The sequence below is a fragment of the Hydrogenophaga sp. SNF1 genome (assembly GCF_034421675.1).
In the GTDB taxonomy this organism is placed as follows: domain Bacteria; phylum Pseudomonadota; class Gammaproteobacteria; order Burkholderiales; family Burkholderiaceae_C; genus Hydrogenophaga; species Hydrogenophaga borbori.
Genome location: NZ_CP139793.1, coordinates 4299472 through 4321170, shown reverse-complemented (window position 1 = coordinate 4321170; position 21699 = coordinate 4299472). Strand labels below are relative to the sequence as shown.

Sequence of the window (21699 nt, the reverse complement as noted above, 5' to 3'; positions counted from 1 at the left end):
CCTGTTCCATTCCCCATGGCGACTGTTCCCCCCACCACCATTGGCGTCGTCGGCGCCGGCACCATGGGCCGCGGCATCGTGCAGCTCTTCGTGCAGGCCGGCCACACCGTGTATTGCCACGACGCGCAGCCCGGCGCGGCGACGAAGGCCATCGAGCATGTCGACGGCATGCTCGCGCGCGCGGTGGAGAAGGGGCGCATGGCGGCCGCCGACCATGAACGGGCGAGGCACCGCCTGAAGGCCTGCTCCCGCCTGGCCGATCTCGCGGACTGCGAGCTGGTGATCGAGGCCATCGTGGAGGACCTGGCGGTCAAGCGCGCGCTGTTTCGCGAGCTCGAGGGCCTGCTCGGCGAACAGGCCATGCTGGCGAGCAACACCTCGTCGCTCACCGTGGCCGAGATCGCGTCCGCCTGCCAGCGGCCCGAGCGCGTGGCGGGCCTGCACTTCTTCAACCCCGTGCCGCTGATGAAGGTGGCCGAGGTGATCGCCGCCGTGCGCACCGCGCCGGCCGTGGTGCGGCGCCTGAGCGAACTCACCGAAGGCGCGGGCCACCGCGCGGTGGTCGCGGCCGACCAGCCGGGCTTCCTCATCAACCACGCCGGGCGTGGCCTCTACACCGAAGGCCTTCGCATCGTCGAGGAGCGGGTGGCCACGCCGGCCGAGGTGGACGACGTGCTGCGCGAGGCCCTGGGCTTTCGCATGGGGCCCTTCGAACTGCTGGACCTCACCGGCCTGGACGTGTCCTCGCGCGTGATGGCCTCGATCTACGAGCAGTTCCAGCAGGAGCCGCGCTTTCGGCCGTCCTCCCTGGTGCCGCCGCGCGTGGCCGCGGGCCTGTTCGGCCGCAAGAGCGGCGAGGGCTGGTACCGCTACGTGGACGGCCAGCCGCAGCGCCCGCCGGCCCGGCCGCTGCCCCCCTTGCCCGAGGCGCTGGCGGTGTGGGTGGACCCGGCCGCGAGCGGCGCCGACGGCCTGCGGGGTCTCGTGGTGGCGGCCGGCGCGCGCCTCGTCGACGGTCCGGGCAACGCCGACCTGTGCCTCGTGATGCCCTGGGGCGAGGACGCCACCGGCGCGGCGCTGCGGCTCGGCCTGGACGCCACCCGCTGCGCCGCCGTGGACCCGCTGCCGCCGCTGGCGCTGCGCCGCACGCTGATGTTGACGGCGGTGACCTCGCCGGCCGCGCGCGACGCGGCCCACGCGCTGCTGGCGAAGGACGGCACGGCCGTGACCCTGATCAACGACAGCCCCGGCTTCATCGCGCAGCGCGTGATGGCCACCATCGTCAACATCGCGGCCAACATCGCGCAGCGCGGCATCGCCAGCGTGGCCGACCTGGAGGACGCGGTGCGTCTGGGCCTGGGCTACCCGCAGGGCCCGCTGGGCTGGGGCGACCGGCTCGGCGCGGCGCGCCTGCTGGAGGTGCTGCGCGCGCAACTGGCCGCCACCGGCGACCCGCGCTACCGCCCCAGCGCCTGGCTGCAGCGCCGCGTGGCCCTGGGCCTGCCGCTGACCACGCCGGAGGCCGAGCGATGAGCGGGGTCGACCTCGAGCACCTGCGCCAATGGGTGGGCCGCAGCGAGACCCGCGAGCAGCACCTGGACCCCTTCCCGGCGCAGGCGCTGGCGGGCCTGCTGGACCGAAGCGACAGGCCGCAAGAAGGCGATGCCCTGCCACTGCCCTGGCACTGGCTTTACTTCCTCGACGCGCCCAGCCGCGAGGGCACGGGCGTGGACGGCCACCCCCGCCGCGGCGGCTTCCTGCCGCCCGTGCCGCTGCCGCGCCGCATGTGGGCGGCGGGTGAGCTCACGCTGCACGAGCCGCTGCGCCTGGGCCGGGTGGCACGCAAGACGTCCACCGTGCGCAGCGTGGACCTCAAGCAGGGCAAGGCCGGTGCCTTGGTGTTTGTCACGGTGGCGCACGAACTGGAACAGGACGGCCAGCCCCGCCTCAGCGAGCGGCAGCACATCGTCTACCGCGAAGCGCCCACCGCGCCCGCGCCGCTGCCGCCCGGCGAGGCCGCGCCCGCCGACGCGGACTGGCGGCGCGACCTCGTGCCCGACCCCGTGATGCTGTTCCGCTTCTCCGCGCTGACCTACAACGGCCACCGCATCCACTACGACCGCGACTACGCGACGCGCGAAGAGTTCTACCCCGCGCTGGTCGTGCACGGTCCGCTGCTGGCCACGCTGCTGCTCGACCTGGCCGCACGCGAGCGGCCCGGCGCGGTGCCCACGCACTTCGGCTTTCGCGCCCAGCGCCCCGCCTTCGACACCGGCGCGCTGCGCCTCAACGGCCGCCTCAACGCCGGGGCCGACGGCGCCGCGCTCTGGACCAGCGACCCCCAGGGCTTCGTCGGCATGAGCGCCACGCTGCGCTGGCGCTGAGCGGCCCGCACACGAACTTCCACAGGAGACCAACAGATGACCCATCCCCCCTACGACGTGGTCGTGATCGGCGCCGGCGCCGGCGGCATGAGCGCGGCCGCCCACCTGGTGGCCGCCGGCCGCAAGGTGCTGATCGTGGAGTCGCAGGACCGCCTCGGCGGCCGCGCCTCCAGCGAGGAGATCGACGGCTTCATCGTCAACCGCGGCGCCATCGCCATCGAGCGCGGCAGCGGCTTCGAGCAGACCTTCGAGCTGCTGGGCGTGCCGCTGGACGTGCGCGAACCCCAGCCCGCGACCGTGTTTCGCATCGACGGCAAGATCATCGACCCGAGCAAGGGCGGCGGCTGGAACCTCATCCTTGGCGGCCTCACCAAGGCCGCGGCCAAGATCGGCGCGAGCTTCGGCGACGTGCGCAAGGGCAATGCCGAGCTGCCCGAGGAAGCCCTCAGCACCGAGGACTGGCTCAAGAAGTTCACCAAGAACGCCACGGTGCACCGGCTGTTTCGCAACTTCTGCGCGGCGATCTGGGCCGCCAACGCCGACGAATTGCCGGCGCGCGCCTTCCTGACCTACTTCGCCTTCAAGGGCGCCTTCAAGCGCTTCGGCTTCTGCCCACGCGGCACCATCGGTCTGTGGAACGACCTGGGCGCCGGCATCCGCGCCAAGGGCGGCGAGATCTGGCTCGACGCGCCGGTCCGCAAGATCCACGTCAGCGACGGCCGCGCCATGGGCGTGGACGTGGAGCGCAACGGGGTGACGAAACGCATCGACGCGCGGGTGGTCATCAGCAACGTTGGCCCGGCTGCCACCATCGCGCTGGCCGGCGAGGCGGCGCTGGGCGAGGCCTACGTGGCCAAGGCCCGGCGCGTGCTGCGCCCGGCCGCGAACATCGTGGTCAACTTCGCGACCCGGCAGCGCCTGATCGACCAACCCGGCCTCATCACCTTCGCCAACACCGAGCGGCTGTGCAACATGGGCGAGCTCACGGCGATGTGCCCCGAGATGGCGCCGCCGGGCTGGCACCTGTACGTGGCCTACGTGGTGCCCAAGCCGGCCCTGGGCGACTTCGACGAGAAGGCCGAGACCGAGCTGGGCCTGCAGGACCTGCGCAACGAGTTCCCCGGCTTCGCCGACGCCAAGATCCTCTCGATCCGCGTGATGCGCGGCGAGTGGCCGGCCCAGCGCTCCTGCGCCGGCTTCGACCTGCCGCAGGAGACGCCGCTGCCCAACCTCTGGAACGTGGGCGATGCCGTCAAGGACTACGGCGGTGGCGGCACGCAGGCCTGCGTGGACACCGGCCGCGAGGCGGCGCACAAGGCGCTGGGCCTGCTCGGCGTGGGCCAGGCCGCATGATGCGCGACATGAACAACGCCCTGCAACGGCCACTCGCCGACGCCTCGTCCGTGCTGGCGCGGCTGCGCTCGCTCTTCGACGCGGGTGTCCAGGTGCTGGCGCGCCATTGCCTGGAGAACGGCCGCCTGAGTGCGCGGCGCCTGGACGAGGTGCAGGTGGCCAGCTTCGAGATGGCCTGGGCCGGTGCCGAGCTGCTGGCCGCCGAGACCGCCATCGCCGCGCTCACCCCCGCCAGCGACCCGCTGGACGCGCAGCTCGCGCTGGTGTTCACGGTGGACGCGGTGGTCTCGCTGCTCGACCGCCTGGACGCGATGCTCGCCGAGACCGGCGAAGACCCGGCGGCGGTGGACGCGCTGCGCGCGGCGCCCGAGTGGCGTGCGCTGCGCCGCGCCGCGGGCGGCGCCGAGGCCTTGCAGGCCGCGGGCCGGGGCGTGATCGAGGCCCAGGGACTGGTCGGCGACATCGCCCTCGACGAGGCCCACGCGCTCGCGCAGGACGCCTTTCGCCGCTTCGCCGCCGAGGTGGTGGCCCCACAGGCCGAGGCCATCCACCGGCACGACCTCACCGTGCCCGAGTCGCTGCTGCAGCCCATGCGCGAGATGGGTGTGTTCGGCCTGGCCATTCCCGAGCGCTTCGGCGGCAGCGCACCCGACGACCGCGAGGACACCCTGCTCATGGTGGTGGTGACCGAGGCCTTGTCCGAAGGCTCGCTGGCGGCCGCGGGCAGCCTGATCACGCGGCCCGAGATCCTCACGCGCGCGCTGATCGCGGGCGGCACCGACGGGCAGAAGGCGCACTGGTTGCCGCGGCTCGCGGCCGGCGAGCCGCTGTGTGCCATCGCCATGACCGAGCCCGACTGCGGCTCCGATCTGGCGGCCTGCCAGCTCAAGGGCACGCGCGTGGACGGCGGCTGGCTGCTCAACGGCGCCAAGACCTGGTGCACCTTTGCCGGCAAGGCCGGCGTGCTGATGGTGGTGGCGCGCACAGACCCCGACCGCTCGCTGGGCCACAAGGGCCTGTCGGTGCTGCTGGCCGACAAGCCCTCGGTGGACACGCACCAATTCGAGGTGAAACAGGACGGCGGCGGCACGCTCACGGGCCGCGCCATTCCCACCATCGGCTACCGCGGCATGCACTCCTTCGATCTGTCGTTCCAGGACTACTTCGTGCCCGACGCCCACGTGGTGGGCGGCGAGGCCGGCCTGGGCAAGGGCTTCTATTACACGCTCGCGGGCATGGTGGGCGGGCGCATGCAGACCTCGGCGCGCGCCTGCGGCGTGATGCGCGCGGCCCTGCGCGCGGCCGTGCGCTACTCGCAGGACCGCCAGGTCTTCGGCGCGCCGCTGGCCGACTTCGCGCTCACCCAGGCCAAGCTGGCCCGCATGGGCGCGCGGCTGGCGGCCTGCCGCCGCCTGGCCTACACCGTGGCTGGCATCGTCGACGGCGGCCACGGCCGCATGGAAGCCAGCCTGGTCAAGCTGCTGGCCTGCCGCTCGGCCGAGCTGGTGACGCGCGAGGCCCTGCAGCTGCACGGCGGCATGGGCTACGCCGAAGAGACGCCGGTGAGCCGCTACTTCGTCGACGCGCGCGTGCTCTCCATCTTCGAGGGCGCCGAGGAGACGCTGGCGCTCAAGGTGGTGGCGCGAAGCCTCATGGAGCGCGCGCTCGGCATCGCGCCGGCGGGGGCTTGAGATGGCTCAGCCCAAGGGCATCCTGAGCGGCCTGCGCGTGGTAGAGGCCGCGGCCTTCGTGGCCGCGCCGCTGGGCGGCATGACGCTGGCGCAGATGGGCGCCGACGTGATCCGCATCGACGCCCTGGGCGGCGGGCTCGACTACCGCCGCTGGCCCGTGACCCGGGACAACACCAGCCTGTTCTGGTGCGGGCTCAACAAGTCCAAGCGCTCGGTGGCGCTGGACCTGGCCTCGCCCGAGGGCCGAGAGATCGCCATGGCCCTGGCCTGCGCGCCCGGCGAGGACGCGGGACTGTTCCTCACCAATTTCCCGCCACGCGGCTGGCTGGACCACGAGGCCCTGAAGGCGAAGCGGGCGGACCTGATCCAGCTCACGCTGATGGGCGATCGCCACGGCGGCTCGGCCGTGGACTACACCGTCAACCCGCGCCTGGGCCTGCCCTACGTGACGGGTCCTGTGGACGGCGAAGGCGCCGTCAACCATGTGCTGCCGGCCTGGGACCTGATCACCGGCCAGATGGTGGCCGTGGGCCTGCTGGCCGCAGAACGCCACCGTCGCCGCACCGGCCAGGGCCAGCACGTGAAGCTGGCCCTCGAGGACGTGGGGCTGGCGGTGATGCAGCACCTGGGCTTCATCGCCGAGGCGCAACAGGGCCAGCCGCGCGAGCGCCATGGCAACGCGCTGTTCGGTGCCTTCGGCCGCGACTTCGTCACACAGGACGGCGAGCGCGTGATGGTGGTGGGCCTCACCCCCCGGCAGTGGCGCTCCCTCGTCGAGGCCATGGGGCTGGGCGCGGCGGTGGACGCGTTGGGCGCCCGGCTGGGGGTGGACCTCTCGCACGAGGGCGAGCGCTTCAAGGCGCGCGAGGCCTTGGCCGAACTGATCGGCCCCTGGATCGGTGCGCGGCCGTTCGCGCAGGTGGCGCAAGCCTTCGAGGGGCACGGCGTGTGCTGGAGCCGTTACCAGACCGTGGCCGAGCTCGTGCGCGACCCCGAATGCTCGCCGGCCAACCCGCTGTTTCAGCGGGTGGAACAACCGGGTGTGGGCGAGATGCTCGCCGCGGGCATTCCGCTGGACTTCGGCGCCGTGCCGCGACTGCCGGTGCAGGCCGCGCCGCGCCTGGGCGAGCACACCGAGGAGGTGCTCACGCAGGTGCTGGGCATCGATGCCGCGCAGTTCGGGCGCCTGCACGACCGGGGTGTCGTGCGCGCGGCCGGGAGCTGAGAGGCCATGACCATGGCCGCTTCTGCGGGTTGGCGGGGTGAGGGTCCGGGGTGCCTTGCTGCGCGTGGACGGGCCGAGGCCCCGGCGTGCGCTGCGGCGGGGCGTCGGCCAGCGACGCAGCTGACACGCCAAGCACGCTGGCAGCCGAGAGGCCACAGGCGTTGGGCGCGGTCGCGGACCTTGCGCGGGATGCCCTTGACGCCTTCTGTCTGACAGACAGGGGAAACCCCAAGTGATCACCACACACAAACCCTTCTCATATACCGTCCCGTCGGACTATTATTGAGACCGTGCAGCGCAGGCTGTCCTGCGCCGTTTTCCGTCCCGCCAACACCTAGGAGACCCGCCATGATTTCCCGCACCCGCCGCCTCGTCGGCGCCTTGGCGCTGATCGGCGCTTTCGCGGCCGCCGCGCCCGCGTCCGCCCAGACCACGGTCATCAAGTACTCCAACTGGCTGCCGGTGGGCCAGGCCATGCGCATGGAGGTGATCGAGCCCTGGATCGCCGAGGTGGAGAAGGTCACCGCCGGCCGCGTGAAGATCGACACCCTGCCCAAGGTGGTGGGCACGCTGCCCGCGCAGTTCGACGTGGCGCGCGACGGCCAGGCCGACCTGGTGGTCTTCATTCCGGGCTACACGCCCAACCGCTTCGACATCCTCGAGGCGCTGCAGATGCCCTTCGTGAGCGACAACCCCGAGGTGCTCGCGCCCCTCGCCGACCGCTTCTTCCGCAAGCACCTCGCCAGCTATGGCGAGTTCAAGGGCGTGCACCCGCTGTCGGTCTACGTGGTGTCGCCGGGCCAGCTGTTCAACAACAAGCGGCCGCTGCGCAGCATCGCCGACTTCAAGGGCCTGAAGTTCCGCAGCCCGCAGCCCAGCGCCACGCAGGCGCTCACGCTGCTGGGCGCGGTGCCGGTGAACAAGCCGGTGAGCGAGACCTACGAGTTGATGTCGTCCGGCGTGCTCGACGGCACGCTGATGCCACCCGAGTCCATCCCCGCCTTCAAGCTCAACGACCTTGTGCCCTACGCCACCATCGTGCCGGGCGCCATCTACAACACCGTGCTGGTGCTGGGCATCAACGAAGACAAGTGGAAGTCGCTGCGCGCCGAGGACCGGGAGGCCATCACGCGCATCAGCGGCGACGCCTTCGCCGCCAAGATCGGCGCCGCCTACGCCAAGGGCGATCGCGCGGCCTTCGACGGCCTGCGCAAGGCGGGCAAGAGCGTGGAGACCGCGTCGCCCGCGCTGGTGGACGAAATGAAGAAGGTGCTCGCGCCGGTCGAAAAGGACTGGATCGAGAAGGCCAAGAAAAAGGGCGTGGCCGATCCGCAGAAGCTGCTGGACGAGCTGCGCGCCGAGGTGGCCGCGGCCTCGCGCGGGAAGTAAGGCATGGCGCGCGCACGGGAAGGACGCCTCGAACGCGCCCTGACGGCGGTGGGCACGCTGAGCCTGCTGGCGCTCATGGCCATCGTGTTCATCGACGTCGCCGGCCGAAACCTCCTCAACAGCCCGCTGCCCTGGGGCACGGAGGTGATGGAGGTGCTGCTCGGCCTGATGGTGTTCGTGTTCTATCCCGTGCTGGCGCGTCGGCACGGCCACATCGTGGTCGACCTGGTGCCGCTGCCGCGCGCGGCGCGCGCGGCCCAGCGCCTGCTCGCGGGCGGCGTGGGCGCGGCGCTGTTCGGCGTCATCGCCTGGACCTGTGGCCGCCAGGCCATCCGTTCTGCGGGCTATGGCGACGCCTCGGCCATCCTTGGCATTCCCACGGCCTGGGTGCTGTGGGGCATGGCGGCGCTGGCGGGCCTGAGCGCGCTGGTGTTCCTGGCGCAGGCCTTCGGCGCCTGGCGCGACGACGCGGCCTGCGCCGATCACGGGGCTTGAGATGCTCGCGGTCTCCCTTGGATTCCTGGTCGCCTTCGCGCTGATCTTCCTGCAGGTGCCGATCGCCACTGCCCTCGGGCTGGTGGGCTTCGGCGGCGTGGTGGTGCTCAATGGCTGGACGCCCGCGCTCAGCATGGCCGCCACCATCACGCGCGACAGCACCCTGGTCTACACGCTCATCGTGCTGCCGCTGTTCGTGCTCATGGGCAATCTGGTGGCGGGCGCCGGCATCTCCGGCGACCTGTTCCGCGCCGCGCAGGCGCTGATCGGCCGGCGCCGCGGCGGCGTGGCCATGGCCACGGTCGCGGCCTGCGGGGCGTTCGGCGCCATCTGCGGCTCCAGCGTGGCCACGGCCGCCACCATGGGCAAGGTCGCCATTCCCGAGATGCGCCGCCTGGGCTACGGCGACCGGTTGGCCTCGGCCGCCGTGGCGGCCGGCGGCACGCTGGGCATTCTGATCCCGCCCTCGGTGATCATGGTGGTGTACGGCGTGGCCACACAGACCCACATCGGCAAGCTGTTCGCGGCCGGCATCGTGCCGGGCCTCATCGCCGTCGTCGGCTACCTGCTGGCGGTGCGCTACCTGGTCTGGCGCGACCCTTCGCAGGCCCCCGTGAACAGCGAGCGCCTGGCGATCGACGTGCCTGGGCTGGTGCGCACGCTGTGGCCCGTGGTGGCGATCTTCGGCATCGTCATGGGCGGCATCTACGGCGGCCTGTTCACCTCGGTCGAGGCCTCGGGCATCGGCGCCACGGCGGCGCTGCTGTTCGCGCTCACGCGGCACAACCTCACGCTGGCGCAGATCCGCGGCATCTTCGTGGACAGCGCGAGCACCTCGGCCATGATGTTCGCCATCATCCTGGGCGCGGCCCTGTTCGGCGAGTTCGTCAACATCACCGGCGTGCACGAGGGCTTGCTGGCCATGGTGCAGGGCAGCGGCCTGTCGCCCTTCGGCGTCATCCTGGCGATGATTGCGATCTACCTGGTGCTCGGCTGCGTGCTCGAGAGCCTGTCCATGATCCTGCTGACGGTGCCGATCTTCTTTCCCATCGTCACGGCGCTGGGCTACGACCCGGTGTGGTTCGGTGTCCTGATCGTGGTGGTGGTGGAGATCGGCCTCATCACGCCCCCCATCGGCGTCAACCTGTTCGTGATCCGCTCGGTGACGCCCGACATCGCCATGGGGTCCATCGTGCGCGGCGTGCTGCCCTTCATCACGGCCGACCTGCTGCGCGTGCTGCTGATCGCCTCCGTGCCCGCGCTCAGCCTGTGGCTGCCCAACCTGTTGTTCAAGAGCACCGGCGGATGAAACAGCCCAGCCTGGACCTGTCGGCGGACACGCTCGAGCGCCGACTCGCGCCTTTTCTCTCGCGCGCCCTGAACCGCCCGCTGCGCCTGGACGGCTGGCGCCGCTTTCCGGCGGGTTTCTCCTGGATCACCCTGGGCCTGCGCGCCACGCCTGGGGACGGGGGCGAGCCGCTGGACCTGATCCTGCGCATCGGCGACCCGCGCGGCCTGCTCGCGCCCTACCGCGCCGAGCCCGAGTACCGCGCGCTGGAAGCGCTGCAAGGCCTGGCCTCGCTGCCGGTGCCGCGCGTGTTCGCGTTCAGCGACGACCCCTCGGTCATCGGCGCGCCCTTCCTGGTCACCGGCCGTGTCGATGGTGACACGCCCATGCCCTGGAAGGGCGCGGCCGAGGCGCGCGGCGAACAACACAACGCCAGCCTGGCGCGCGACTTCAGCGACGGCCTGGCCGCGCTGCACCGCGTGGACTGGCGCGCCACGCCACTCAAGCGCCTGTGGGGCGAGGTCGACCCCGCCACGGTGGCGCGCGAGCAGACCCTGCACTGGTGGCGCCATGCCGGCTTCGGCGACGACGCCGCGCACGCGCCGCCGCAGCTGCACCACGCCATGCGCTGGCTGCTGCGCCACGCGCCCGCCGCGCCGCGCGTGGTCATCGTGCACGGCGACTACCGCGTGGGCAACTTCCTGCAGCGGGACGGCCGCATCACCGCCGTGCTGGACTGGGAGCTGGTGCACGCGGGCGATCCGCACGAGGACCTGGCCTGGGCCGCGTTGCGCGTGTTCTCGGGCGGCACCGGTCGCGTGGGCGGCCTCATGGACCGCCAGGCCTTCGTCGAGCGCTACGCGCGCCAGGCCGGCTTCACGCCCGACCCGGTGGCTTGGCGCTACTACGAGGTGCTGGGCCTGTTCAAGAGCGCGTCCATGCTGCTGAGCGCGGCGCAGCGCGTGCAGAGTGGGCGCGCGCGCGACATCCGCATGGCCTCCATGGGCTTTCAGGTCGCGTCCACGCTGTTGGAACTCAATCGCCTGATCGGCGAGGCCGCCGCCGAATCGCGCGGCGCGGAGGTGACGCCATGACCACCGACCTGGGACGGCTGATCGAGGCCTTGCGCCGCACCCTCAGCGACGCGGTGGCGCCCGAGCTGAGCAGCGACTTCGCGCGCGGCCAGCTGGCCGCCGTGAACGACATCCTCGGCAAGCTCGCCGGCATGGCCGTGTGGGACCCGCAGGCCCTGCAAGCCCAGGCCCAGGCGCTGCGCGAAGGCCATCGGCGCTTCGCCGAATGCGCCGCGCGCGCCGGCCTGGTGCTGCCGGCGGGTGGCGACGCCGCCGGCCTGGATGCCGCGCAGGCGCGCACGCGCGAGCTCAGCGATTGGCTCGATACGAACGGCCCCGCGCTGGGGCCGGCGCTGGCCGCCGAACTCGACGCCATCCTGCGCCAGGCGCTGCGCGAGCAACTGCGCGTGGAGCGCCAGCGCATCCCCCTCACCGACTTCAGCGCCATGACGGCCGCTGCACCGAAGGACTGAACCCCATGCTGACCCCCCAGGACGACCTGCCCGGCCACCAGACGCCCGGCACCTTCGCTCAGGCCGGCCACGGCGATCCGCGCTTCACCGAGCGCTGGTGGTACACCGCGCACCCGCTCGACGGCCGCCCGCTGATCCTCGACGTCGGCTTTGGCTACTACCCCAACCGCGGCGTCATGGACGCCTTCGCCGGTGTCACCGTGGGCCGCACGCAGTTCAACTTCCGCGCCTCGCGCCGCCTGGGCGCGAACCCGCTGGAGCTGGCGGTCGGCCCGCTGCGCCTGGACATCGCGCAGGGGCAGCGCCTGCATCGCCTGGCGCTGCGCGACAACGCCTCGGGCATTGCCTTCGAGCTGGACTTCGAGGCCAGCTTTCCCGCGGCGCAGGAAAAACAGAGCCGGCGCGAGCGCGATGGCGCGGTCGAGGAAGACCTGGCGCGCGTGGCCCAGTTCGGCCGCTGGCGCGGCTGGCTGCAAGTGAACGGCGAACGCCACGCGGTCGAGCCGGCCAGCTGGTGGGGTCAGCGCGACCGCTCCTGGGGCATCCGTTCCGAGATGCGCACCGACTGGGCCGCGCCCCCGATGCAGACGCACAAGAAGTTCTTCTGGACCTGGTCCATGTTCCAGACGCCCAGCATGGGCGCGTCGATCTTCCTCAAGGAGCGCGAGCCGGGTCAGCCCTACTACCTGTCGGGCGCCGAGTTCCAACGCCTGCCCGACGGCAGCGTGCGCCACCGCGAGGTCGCGTCGGTGGCGCACGAGCTGCAATGGGCCGATGACCCACTGGGCCAGACCATCGCCGCTGGCGAGTTCACGCTGGGTTTTGCCGATGGCGGCTCGCGCCTGATCCGCGTCGAGGCCCTGCCCGCGCGCTATTACCTCAAGGGCGGGCTGTACGGTGGCTGGGGCGGCTGGAACCACGGCGACGACAAGGGTGCCTACGCCGAGGCGCACGACGCCTGGAACCTGGACGACCCGCTGACCCGCGAACGCGCCCGAACCCTGGGCGACCACGTGGTGCGCGTGAGCGTGGATGGCGAGACCGGCATCGGCATCAGCGAGTACGGCGTGGCCGCCGGTTACCCCAAGTACCCGCTGCCGCAGAAGCATCCGGCGCTATAAAGTCGGGAGCAGGAGACACACATGCAGCTGACACAGGCGCTCACGCGGGCGGTGCAGACCCGCCACCGCTTCGCGGCCACCCTCTACAACGACCGCCAGCGCAGCTGGGCCGAGGTGGGCGAGCGCGTGCCGCGCCTGGCCGCCGGCCTGCGCGCGCTCGGCCTGCAGCCGGGCGACCGTCTGGCCGTGCTGGCGTTCAACAGCGACAACTACATCGAACTGTTCTTCGCCGCCGCCTGGGCGAACCTGGTGATCGTGCCGCTGAACACGCGCTGGGCCATCCCAGAGAACGTCTACAGCCTGCAGGACGCGGGCTGCGCGGGCCTGGTGGTGGACGACGGCTTCGCGGCGCAGGTGCCCGAACTGCTCAAGGGCCACCCCATGGACCGGGTGGTGCACATGGGCGATGCGCCCACGCCCGCCGGCATGCAGGCTTACGAGGCGCTGATCGCGCGCACGCCGCCCATGGCCGACGAATGCGGCCGCGACGACGAACTCTGCGGCATCTACTACACGGGCGGCACCACCGGCCACCCCAAGGGCGTGATGCTTTCGCACAAGAACTTCATCGCGGCGTCCATCAACTGGATCGCCACCTTGCATTTCTCGGACGAGACGCGCTACATGCACTCGGCGGGCCTGTTCCACCTGGCCGGCGCGTCCCCGGCCTTCGCGCTCACGCTGGCCGGCGGCACCCATGTGTGCCTGCCCAAATTCGACGCGGTGCTGGCCTTCGAGGCGATACAGACCCACCGGGTCAACTACGTGCTGTTCGTGCCGACCATGATCAACATGATGTTGAACCACCCGGACTTCGAGCGCTACGACCTCAGCAGCGTGCGCTACTGCGAGTACGGCGCCTCGCCGATCCCCGATGCCGTGCTGGCCGCGGCCATCGCCAAGCTGCCCAGCTGGGAGTTCATCCAGGGCTATGGCATGACGGAGACGGCCGCGCTCACGGTGAGCCTGCCCTGGCGTTTCCATTTCGATGGCGAGCACGGCCCCCACAAGCGCCAGGCCGCCGGCCGCGCGGCCTATGGCGTGGACGTGAAGATCGTCGACCCCGACGGCCAGGAGCTGCCGCGCGGCACGCCGGGCGAGATCGCGGTGCGTGGCGCGCAGGTGATGCTGGGCTACTGGAACAAGCCCGAGGCCACGGCCGCCGCCATCCGCGACGGCTGGATGCACACCGGCGACGGCGCCTGGATGGACGAGGACGGATTCATCACCATCGTCGACCGCGTCAAGGACATGATCATCAGCGGAGGAGAGAACATCTACTCGCGCGAGGTGGAGAACGCCGTGCACGCCCACCCGGCGGTGCGCGAGTGCGCCGTCATCGGCGTGCCCGACGAGAAGTGGGGCGAGGCGGTGATGGCCGTGGTGGCGCTCAAGGACGGCCAGCGCGTGAGCGAGCAGGAGATCATCGACCACTGCCACACGCTCATCGCCAACTACAAGTGCCCGCGCCAGGTGGTGTTCCGCGAGGCCCTGCCGCTGTCGGGCGCGGGCAAGATCATGAAGAACGTGCTGCGCGAGCCTTACTGGCAAGGGAAGAAGCGGTCGGTGAACTGATGCGCTGCGCCACAGCGCCCGCGTCGCCTGCCTTGAACCCGTGCACGAACAGGTGCGAGATGCGCGCCGCCAGCTCCTTCGGGCCGATGTCGCCCGATGGCCGGTACCAGCTGAAGGTCCAGATCATCATGCCGAAGAGCAGCAGCGCGTAGGGCTTGCGCACGCGCGCGGTTTCCATCAGGCCGGGGTTGAGTTCCTCCAGCAGGCCGTTGAGCAGCTCGGTCATGCTGCTCTCCAGCGAGCGGATGGTGCGCAGCTCCGCGCGCGGCAGGTACTTCAGGTCGTTCATCAGGATGATGTGCTCGTCGCGCTCGCGCGCCGCGCCCTGCATGAAGCTCTCCACGAACTGCTGAAAGCGCGCCTCGGCCGGCAGCGCTTGCGCCACGATGCGCGTCAGGTCCTCGGCCTGGCGCGTGATGTGGTCGTGCACGATGGCGTAGAGCAGCTCTTCCTTGCTCGGGAAGTAGTGGTAGATGTGCGACTTGGAGGTGCCGCAGGCCTTCGCCACGTCCTGCATGGTCGCCTGGTCGAAGCCCTTGCGCGCGATCAGCGCGGCGGCCTTGTCCAGGATGGTGGCCTTCTTGTCCTCGTAGTCGTCCGCCCGCGTTCTGGTCATCGCTGCTCCTTGAAAGTGTGTCCAGCCCCATTGCGCTCGGGCCCGAAGCTGTTTATATTTAGACCGACGAGACGGACTATATATTGACCTGGATCAACCACTCATCAGGGTAAGCATGGAGACTTCGCACAAGCATCTGGTGATTGTGGGCGCGGGCCACGCCGGCAGCGAGCTCGCGGTGTCGGCGCGACAGAACGGCTGGGCCGGCCGCATCACCCTGCTGGGCGAGGAATCCGTGCTGCCCTACCAGCGTCCGCCCCTGTCCAAGGCCTGGCTGGCCGGCCAGGTGGACGCCGACGGCCTGCTGCTGCGCCCGCGCAGCGCCTACGACGCGGCCCGGGTTGAGCTGATGACCGGCGCGCGCATGCAGGCCATCGACCGCGCGAGCCGCCGCCTCGTGCTGGCCGACGGCAGCGCCCTGGCCTACGACAAGCTGGCGCTGTGCACCGGCGGGCGGCCCCGGCCCCTGTCCTGCGCCGGGCTGGCGCCGGGCCAGCGGCCCCGCAACCTGCACTACCTGCGCAGCATGGCCGACGCCGAAGGCATCCGCGCCCAGCTGCGGCCCGGCGCGCGGGTGTTGATCATCGGCGGCGGCTATGTCGGGCTGGAGGTGGCGGCCTCGGCGCGCGGCCTGGGCGCCGAGGTCACGCTGCTGGAACTGCAGCCGCGCGTGCTCGCGCGCGTCGCGGGTCCGGACGTCTCGGCCTTCTACGAGCGCGTGCACCGCGCCGCCGGCGTGGACCTGCGCACCGGCACCGAGCTGGCCTCGGTCGAGGTGGAGGACGACAGGGTTCGCGCCGTGGTCTGCCGCGACGGCGCGCGCCTGCCGGTGGACCTGGTGGTGGCTGGCCTGGGCATGCTGGCCAACGTGGAGGCCGCGCGCGCCGCCGGGCTGGCGCAAGAGGGCGGCATTGCGGTGGACGAGTTCTCGCGCACGCGCGATCCGGACGTACTGGCGGCCGGCGATTGCACGCTGCAGTTCAGCAGCCTCTACGGCCGCGAGCTGCGCATCGAGTCGGTGCCGAACGCGCTGGAGCAGGCGCGCGCGGCCGGGTCCTGGCTGGGCGGCAAGCCCAGGCCGAACCGCGCCGTGCCCTGGTTCTGGTCCGACCAGTACGCGCTCAAGCTGCAGATGGCGGGCCTGTCGCAGGGCCATGATCGCTGCGTGCTGCGCGGCGACCCGGCCACGCAGTCGTTCAGCGCCTTCTATGTGGCAGGCGAGCGCCTGCTGGCCGTGGACGCGATCAACCGGCCCGCCGATTTCATGCTGGCCAAGCGCGCGCTGGCGCAGGCCTGCACGGTGGATGCGGCGCGCCTGGCCGACGAGTCGGTGCCGCTGAAAGACCTTCTGCAGACCGCCTCGGCGGTCCCCGCCATCTAGGGTATTCCCCAGGGAGTCGACAGGAACCAGGCACCATAATTCGCGTCAATTAAAGACCGACGCGACGGACTAATTATTAAGGAGTGACCTCCTTCCGCGCAGCGATGCGAGGGAGAGGAACAGAGACACCCATGACACCCCATACCGCCGCCAGCGCATCGCCCGCGCCCGCGCTGGCCATCCACAACATCCAGGTCGTCTACGGCGGCGCCATCGAGGCCGTGCGCGACGTCTCCCTCGAGGTGCGCCCCGGCCAGATCGTGGCCCTGCTGGGCTCCAATGGCGCCGGCAAGTCCACCGTGCTCAAGGCCGTGTCGGGCGTGCTCGACGCCGAGGACGGCGTCATCGAGAAGGGCAGCATCCTGCTCGGTGGCCGCGCGGTCGAGAAAGACCCCGCGCCGGCCATCGTTCGCCAGGGCATGGTGCAGGTGCCGGAAGGCCGGCGCCTGTTCCAGACCCTCACGGTCGAGGAAAACCTGATCACCGGCGCCCACCTGCAGAGCGCCGCCCACCTGGCGCAGACGCGCGACGAGGTGTTCGCGCTGTTTCCGCGCCTGGCCGAGATGCGCCAGACCACCGCGGGCTACCTCTCGGGTGGCGAGCAGCAGATGGTGGCCATTGGCCGCGCGCTGATGAGCCGGCCCAAGGTGCTCGCGCTCGACGAGCCCTCGCTGGGCCTGGCGCCGCTGGTGGTGAGCGAGATCTTCCGCTGCATCCAGACGCTGCGCGAGACCACCGGCCTGACCATCCTGCTGGTCGAGCAGAACGCCAGCCGCGCGCTGGCCATCGCCGACTACGCCTACATCATGGAGAACGGCCGCGTGGTGCTCGACGGCACCAGCGAGCAGCTGCGCCGCAACGCCGACGTGCGCGAGTTCTACCTGGGCCTGAGCTCTCAGCCCGGCCGCACCAGCATGAAAGACGTGAAGCACTACAAGCGCCGCAAGAGGTGGCTGTCATGAGCGCCGCGCAGCAGACCCCCGTGCTCGAGGCCACGCGCATCTCCAAGCGCTTCGGCGGCGTGAAGGCCGTCAACGAGGTGAGCCTGAAGGTGATGCCGGGCGAGATCGTGAGCCTGATCGGCCCCAACGGCGCGGGCAAGACCACCACCTTCAACCTGGTGAGCGGCGTGCTGCCCCCCAGCGAGGGCCGGATCGTCTTCCAGGGCCGCGACACCGCGGGCCTGAAGTCGCACCAGTTCGCGAACCTGGGCATCGGCCGCACCTTCCAGAACCTGGCGCTGTTCCGCCATGGCACGGTGGTGGAGAACCTGCTGGTGGGCCGGCACATCCACTTTCGCTACCCGGTGTGGGAAGCGCTGGCCTTCTGGGGCCGCTCGCGCCGCGAGGAGATTGCCGCGCGCGAAAAGGTGGAACGCATCATCGAATTCCTCGAAATCGAAGAGCTGCGCGACAAGCCGGTGAGCCAGCTCGCCTACGGCCAGCAAAAGCGCGTGGAGCTGGGCCGGGCCCTGGCCTGCGAGCCCAGCCTGCTGCTGCTGGACGAAATCGTCGCGGGCATGAACCGCGAGGAAAAGGAAGACATCGCGCGCTTCACGCTCGACATCCGCGACGAGTTCGGTATCGCGGTGCTCATGATCGAACACGACATGCAGGTGGTGATGGACCTGTCCGACCGCGTCTATGTGCTGGACTTCGGCTGCCTGATCGCCGAAGGCACGCCGGCCGAGGTGGCCGCCAACCCGGCCGTGCTGGCCGCCTACCTCGGCGAGGAGGGCGCGCATGCTTGACCATCAGACGCTGCTGCGTGGCGAGGGAACGCTGCCCGGCCTGCTGCGCCTGCGCGCGCAGGAGCGCGGCCAGCAGGTGGCCCTGCGCGAAAAGGTGCAAGGCATCTGGCGCGGCCGCACCTGGGCCGACTACTACCGCGACGCCCGCCGAACGGCCCTGGGCCTCATGAAGCTGGGCCTGCAGCGCGGCGACCGCATCGTCATCGCGTCCGAAGACATCCCCGAGTGGTTCTACGCCGATCTGGGCGCCCAGATGCTGGGCGTGCAGGTGGTGGGCATCTATCCCACCAACCCCTGGGCCGAGGTGCAGTACATCGCGGGCCACTGCCAGGCCAAGGTGGCGATCACCGGCGACCAGGAGCAGACCGACAAGGTGCTCGACGCCATGAAGGCAGGCCCCGGCCTGCCGCACCTGCGGCACATCTTCTGCGTCGACATGAAGGGCCTGCGCCGCTACGCGCCGGGCGAGCCGCACAGCTACGAGCACCTGATGGCGCTGGGCGACCAGTTGATTCAGGAGGACCCGCTGGCCGAGCAGCGCCTGGACCGGAGCATCGACGCTCTGGTGCCCGACGACGTGAACATCCTCGTCTACACCTCGGGCACCACCGGGCCGCCCAAGGGCGCCATGCTCACGCACCGCAACTTCATCTTCGCGGCCTACTCCTATGCGGCGGCGCGCCAGATGGTGGACAAGCGCTTCGAGTCGGTGTGCTACCTGCCGCTGTGCCACGTGGCCGAGCGCGGCTACTCCACGGTGCTGCACCTGCTCACCGGCGGTTGCGTGAACTTCGCCGAATCCATCGACACGGTGTCGGCCAATATCCGGGAGATCGCGCCCACCTTCTTCCTGGGCGTGCCGCGCATCTGGGAGAAGCTGCAGCAGCACTTCGAGTTCCGCATGAAGGACAGCGGCCGCGTACAGCGCTGGCTGTACCGCGTGGGCATGAAGCGCGGGCGCGCGCTGTCGGACCGGCGCGCCGTGCATGGGCGGCTGGTGTCCCTGGGCGATCGGCTCGAATTCGGCTTCTGGTACTTGCTGCTGTTTCGCAACATGCAGCGCCACATGGGCCTGAACCGCACACACACCCGCATGTGTGGCGGCGCCTCGGTCTCGCCTGAAACGCTCAAGTTCTTCGACGTCATCGGCCTGCCCGTGGGCCAGGGGTATGGCCTCACCGAGGCCGGCGGCCTGGCCTTCGTTCAGGTGCCGGGGCGGCCGTTCGTGCCGGGCAGCTGTGGGCCGGCCATGCCAGGCGTGGAATGGCGCGTGGGCGAAGACGGCGAGGTGTTCGTGCGATCACCGGGCGTGTTCCAGGGCTACTTGTTCGACGACAAGGGCACCCAGGACATCCTGGCGCCGGACGGCTGGCTCGCCAGCGGCGACATCGTCGAGGTGCGCGCGACGGACGAGATCGCCGTGGTCGACCGCAAGAAGGCCATCATCATCACCAGCGGCGGCAAGAACATCGCGCCGTCGGAGATCGAGAACGCGCTCAAAGACAGCCCCTTCGTGCGCGAGGCCATCGTGGTGGGCGAGGGCCGCAAGTTCCTCGGCGGCCTGATCCAGATCGACTTCGACAGCGTGGGCCGCTGGGCCGCCGAGCGCGAGCTGCCCTACACCACCTTCAAGTCGCTCACGCAGATGGGCGAGGTGCGAGAGCTCATCCAGCAGGTGGTGGACGAGGTGAACTCGAAGTTCGCCCGCGTGGAGAACATCCGCAAGTTCGTGCTCCTGGAAAAGGAGCTGGACCACGACGACGGCGAACTCACGGCGACGCAGAAGGTGCGCCGCGGCCTCATCAACAAGAAGTTCGCGCGCGAGCTCGAACAGATCTATGGAGGCGCGTCATGAGCCCCGCACGGCCGCCCGCAAGGGCCCTCACCGCAGCGCGTCGCGCGGAGGTTTCCGAATGAACTACTTCATCGAACTGGTCGTCTCCGGGCTGGCCATCGGCGCGATCTATGGCCTGGTGGCCATGAGCTTCGCGGTCATCTTCAAGGCCACCGGCATCGTCAACTTCGCCCAGGGCGAGATGGGCATGCTCACCGCCTACACCTCCTGGTCCATCGCCACGGCGCTGGGCACCGACGCGGTGTCCACCATCGTGGTGGCGGTGGCCGTGGGCGCGGCCCTGGGCCTGGTCTGCGAGCGCCTCATCATGCGGCCCATGCTCGGCGAGCCGGTGCTGTCGGTGGTGCTGGTGACCGTGGGCCTGGCGGTGGTGCTGCGCGCCCTGGTGACGCTGATCTGGGGCGCCGCGCCGCACAAGTTCAACGTGGAGGGCGCCGACACCATCGTTCACCTGGGCGACATCGGGCTGCGCGCGAGCCAGCTCACGGTGATCGCGGCACTGCTGGTCGCCATCGGCGGCTTCTGGTTCTTCCTGCGCCACAGCCGCTTCGGCGTGGCCATGCGGGCGGTGGCGGCGGACGAGAAGACCGCGCGGCTCATGGGCGTGTCCACCGCGCGCGTGCAGGCCGTGGCATGGGCCTCGGCCTCGGGCCTGGCGGGCCTGGCCGGCGCCTTCTTCGCGGTCATCTACGGGCTGGCGCCCACCATCTACGAGATCGGCTTGAAGGCCTTCCCGGCCACGGTGCTGGGCGGCTTCGACTCGGTGCTGGGCTCGGCCTTCAGCGGCCTGTTCATCGGCGTGCTGGAGAACCTGGTCGGCGGCTACCTGCCCAGCACGCTCAAGGAGATCGCCGGGTTCCTGCTGATCCTGGTGGTGCTCATGGTGCGGCCCTTCGGGCTGTTCGGCGAAAAACGGATCGAGAGGGTCTGATGCGCAGCGGTTTCTTCAAGCAAAGCTATGGCGAGCTGGTCGTCCTGACGGACTCGCCAGCGGTCAAGGGGTGGACGGTGGCGTTGCTCGCCGCACTCGCGCTCGCGCCCTTCGTGCTCGGCAACTTCATGCTGTCGCACCTGACCGTCATCCTGTTCACCACCGTGGGCGCGCTGGGGCTGATGGTGTTGACCGGCTTCACCGGCCTGATCTCGCTCGGCCACGTGGGCTTCCTCATGCTGGGTGGCTATGCCTACGCCATCGCGGTCACGCGCTGGGGCCTGCCGGCGGAGGTCGCGCTGCTGCTGTCGGCGGCGCTGCCGGCGCTGTTCGGGCTCATCGTGGGCATTCCTTCGCTGCGGCTGCACGGGCTGTACCTGGCCATCACCACGCTGGCCTTCGCGCACATCGTGACGGCGGGCATCCTGGCCGGCGGCGAGCTCACCGGTGGCGGCAGCGGCATCATGGTCGACCGCCCGGTGGTGCTGGGCATGGACCTGTCCAGCGACCGCGCCTTCTACTGGTTCTGCCTGGGCGTGTGCGCGCTGGCCGTGCTGGCCGTGCTCAACCTGCGCCGCTCCTACGCGGGCCGCGCCCTGGTGGCCGTGCGCGACAACGACATCGCGGCTCGCACGATGGGCATCAGCCTGGTGCACTACAAGCTGCTGGCCTTTCTCATCAGCGCAGCGCTCACCGGCCTGGCGGGCGGCCTCATGGCCATCTACATGAGCTTCGTATCGGTCGAGGGCTATCCCTTTCTGCTGAGCATCGAGGCCCTGGCCATCGTCATCGTGGGCGGCATCGGCTCGGTGCTGGGCGCGGTGCTGGGCACGGTGTTCATCGTGACGCTGCCCGAGGTCTTCTCCAGCCTGATGTCCTTCCTCGGCGGTCGGCTCGCCGACACCATGACCACCAGCGCGCACGAGATCAAGACCGTGCTCTACGGCGTCGCGATCATCGCCTTCCTGCGCTTCGACCCGCGCGGCCTGCGCGGCATCTGGCACGACCTGCGCCATACCTGGGTGCACTGGCCGCTGCGCTACTGATTCCCTTCCCCCCACCCAACGGCTTCGGCCACGAACGACAAACAGGAGACAGC

The 21699-nt window shown here is 70.7% G+C and carries 19 protein-coding genes; 18 read left to right on the top strand and 1 reads right to left on the bottom strand.

Translation table 11 applies throughout. The features are described from left to right. Window positions 1-15: 15 nt before the first annotated feature. The 12 genes from SOM08_RS20645 to SOM08_RS20590 all read left to right on the top strand — a co-directional run bounded on the left by SOM08_RS20645 (window position 16) and on the right by SOM08_RS20590 (window position 14067). The gene (locus SOM08_RS20645) at window positions 16-1533 is read left to right on the top strand and encodes a 3-hydroxyacyl-CoA dehydrogenase (RefSeq protein WP_116960163.1); all 1518 of its coding nucleotides are present in this window, start codon (window positions 16-18) and stop codon (window positions 1531-1533) included. After that, complete coding sequence (locus tag SOM08_RS20640; protein ID WP_116960164.1) at window positions 1530-2384, top strand: FAS1-like dehydratase domain-containing protein; 855 nt, start codon at window positions 1530-1532, stop codon at window positions 2382-2384. The genes SOM08_RS20645 and SOM08_RS20640 overlap by 4 nt, the downstream gene beginning before the upstream one ends. A gap of 36 nt (window positions 2385-2420) precedes the next feature. Then, window positions 2421-3737: a phytoene desaturase family protein gene (locus SOM08_RS20635; protein WP_322469640.1), complete on the top strand. Its 1317-nt coding sequence runs from the start codon at window positions 2421-2423 to the stop codon at window positions 3735-3737. Between the two features lie 8 nt (window positions 3738-3745). Next, window positions 3746-5428 (top strand): acyl-CoA dehydrogenase family protein, encoded by a 1683-nt coding sequence (locus SOM08_RS20630; RefSeq protein WP_245981053.1) that lies wholly within the window; start codon window positions 3746-3748, stop codon window positions 5426-5428. A 1-nt stretch (window position 5429) separates the two neighbouring features. After that, window positions 5430-6653 carry a CoA transferase gene (locus tag SOM08_RS20625; RefSeq protein WP_322469639.1) on the top strand — a complete coding sequence of 408 codons (1224 nt, stop codon included), beginning with the start codon at window positions 5430-5432 and terminating at the stop codon, window positions 6651-6653. A 348-nt stretch (window positions 6654-7001) separates the two neighbouring features. After that, complete coding sequence (locus SOM08_RS20620) at window positions 7002-8042, top strand: TRAP transporter substrate-binding protein (RefSeq protein WP_116960167.1); 1041 nt, start codon at window positions 7002-7004, stop codon at window positions 8040-8042. 3 nt (window positions 8043-8045) lie between these two features. Then, the gene (locus SOM08_RS20615; RefSeq protein WP_116960168.1) at window positions 8046-8537 is read left to right on the top strand and encodes a TRAP transporter small permease; all 492 of its coding nucleotides are present in this window, start codon (window positions 8046-8048) and stop codon (window positions 8535-8537) included. 1 nt (window position 8538) lies between these two features. Next, entirely contained in the window at window positions 8539-9846 is a 1308-nt protein-coding gene (locus tag SOM08_RS20610; RefSeq protein ID WP_322469638.1) for a TRAP transporter large permease, read from the top strand. After that, the gene (locus SOM08_RS20605) at window positions 9843-10919 is read left to right on the top strand and encodes a phosphotransferase family protein (RefSeq protein ID WP_116960170.1); all 1077 of its coding nucleotides are present in this window, start codon (window positions 9843-9845) and stop codon (window positions 10917-10919) included. The genes SOM08_RS20610 and SOM08_RS20605 overlap by 4 nt, the downstream gene beginning before the upstream one ends. Beyond that, window positions 10916-11371, top strand: coding sequence for a hypothetical protein (locus SOM08_RS20600; protein WP_116960171.1), 456 nt, complete (start codon window positions 10916-10918; stop codon window positions 11369-11371). The genes SOM08_RS20605 and SOM08_RS20600 overlap by 4 nt, the downstream gene beginning before the upstream one ends. Before the next feature lie 5 nt (window positions 11372-11376). Further along, on the top strand, window positions 11377-12492 hold the full coding sequence (locus SOM08_RS20595; protein WP_322469637.1) for a hypothetical protein: 1116 nt from the start codon (window positions 11377-11379) through the stop codon (window positions 12490-12492). A 21-nt stretch (window positions 12493-12513) separates the two neighbouring features. Further along, the gene (locus tag SOM08_RS20590) at window positions 12514-14067 is read left to right on the top strand and encodes an acyl-CoA synthetase (RefSeq protein WP_116960173.1); all 1554 of its coding nucleotides are present in this window, start codon (window positions 12514-12516) and stop codon (window positions 14065-14067) included. Here SOM08_RS20590 and SOM08_RS20585 read toward each other — a convergent pair. After that, window positions 14009-14683: a TetR/AcrR family transcriptional regulator gene (locus SOM08_RS20585; RefSeq protein WP_322469636.1), complete on the bottom strand. Its 675-nt coding sequence runs from the start codon at window positions 14681-14683 to the stop codon at window positions 14009-14011. The two genes, SOM08_RS20590 and SOM08_RS20585, sit on opposite strands and share 59 nt — an antisense overlap. Before the next feature lie 115 nt (window positions 14684-14798). Between SOM08_RS20585 and SOM08_RS20580 the strand changes: the two genes are divergently transcribed. The 6 genes from SOM08_RS20580 (at window position 14799) to SOM08_RS20555 (ending at window position 21646) form a co-directional block, all read left to right on the top strand. Beyond that, window positions 14799-16064 (top strand): NAD(P)/FAD-dependent oxidoreductase, encoded by a 1266-nt coding sequence (locus SOM08_RS20580; protein WP_116960175.1) that lies wholly within the window; start codon window positions 14799-14801, stop codon window positions 16062-16064. Between the two features lie 131 nt (window positions 16065-16195). Beyond that, window positions 16196-17026, top strand: a complete 831-nt coding sequence (locus SOM08_RS20575) for an ABC transporter ATP-binding protein (protein ID WP_116960176.1) — start codon at window positions 16196-16198, stop codon at window positions 17024-17026. Then, a complete protein-coding gene (locus tag SOM08_RS20570) occupies window positions 17023-17814 on the top strand; it encodes an ABC transporter ATP-binding protein (protein ID WP_116960177.1) in 792 nt (263 codons plus the stop codon). Before SOM08_RS20575 ends, SOM08_RS20570 begins: the two co-directional genes overlap by 4 nt. Continuing rightward, window positions 17807-19669 (top strand): AMP-dependent synthetase/ligase, encoded by a 1863-nt coding sequence (locus SOM08_RS20565; RefSeq protein WP_322469635.1) that lies wholly within the window; start codon window positions 17807-17809, stop codon window positions 19667-19669. The genes SOM08_RS20570 and SOM08_RS20565 overlap by 8 nt, the downstream gene beginning before the upstream one ends. A 58-nt stretch (window positions 19670-19727) precedes the next feature. Next, on the top strand, window positions 19728-20600 hold the full coding sequence (locus SOM08_RS20560; protein WP_116960179.1) for a branched-chain amino acid ABC transporter permease: 873 nt from the start codon (window positions 19728-19730) through the stop codon (window positions 20598-20600). Continuing rightward, entirely contained in the window at window positions 20600-21646 is a 1047-nt protein-coding gene (locus SOM08_RS20555) for a branched-chain amino acid ABC transporter permease (protein WP_116960180.1), read from the top strand. The genes SOM08_RS20560 and SOM08_RS20555 overlap by 1 nt, the downstream gene beginning before the upstream one ends. Window positions 21647-21699: the final 53 nt, after the last annotated feature.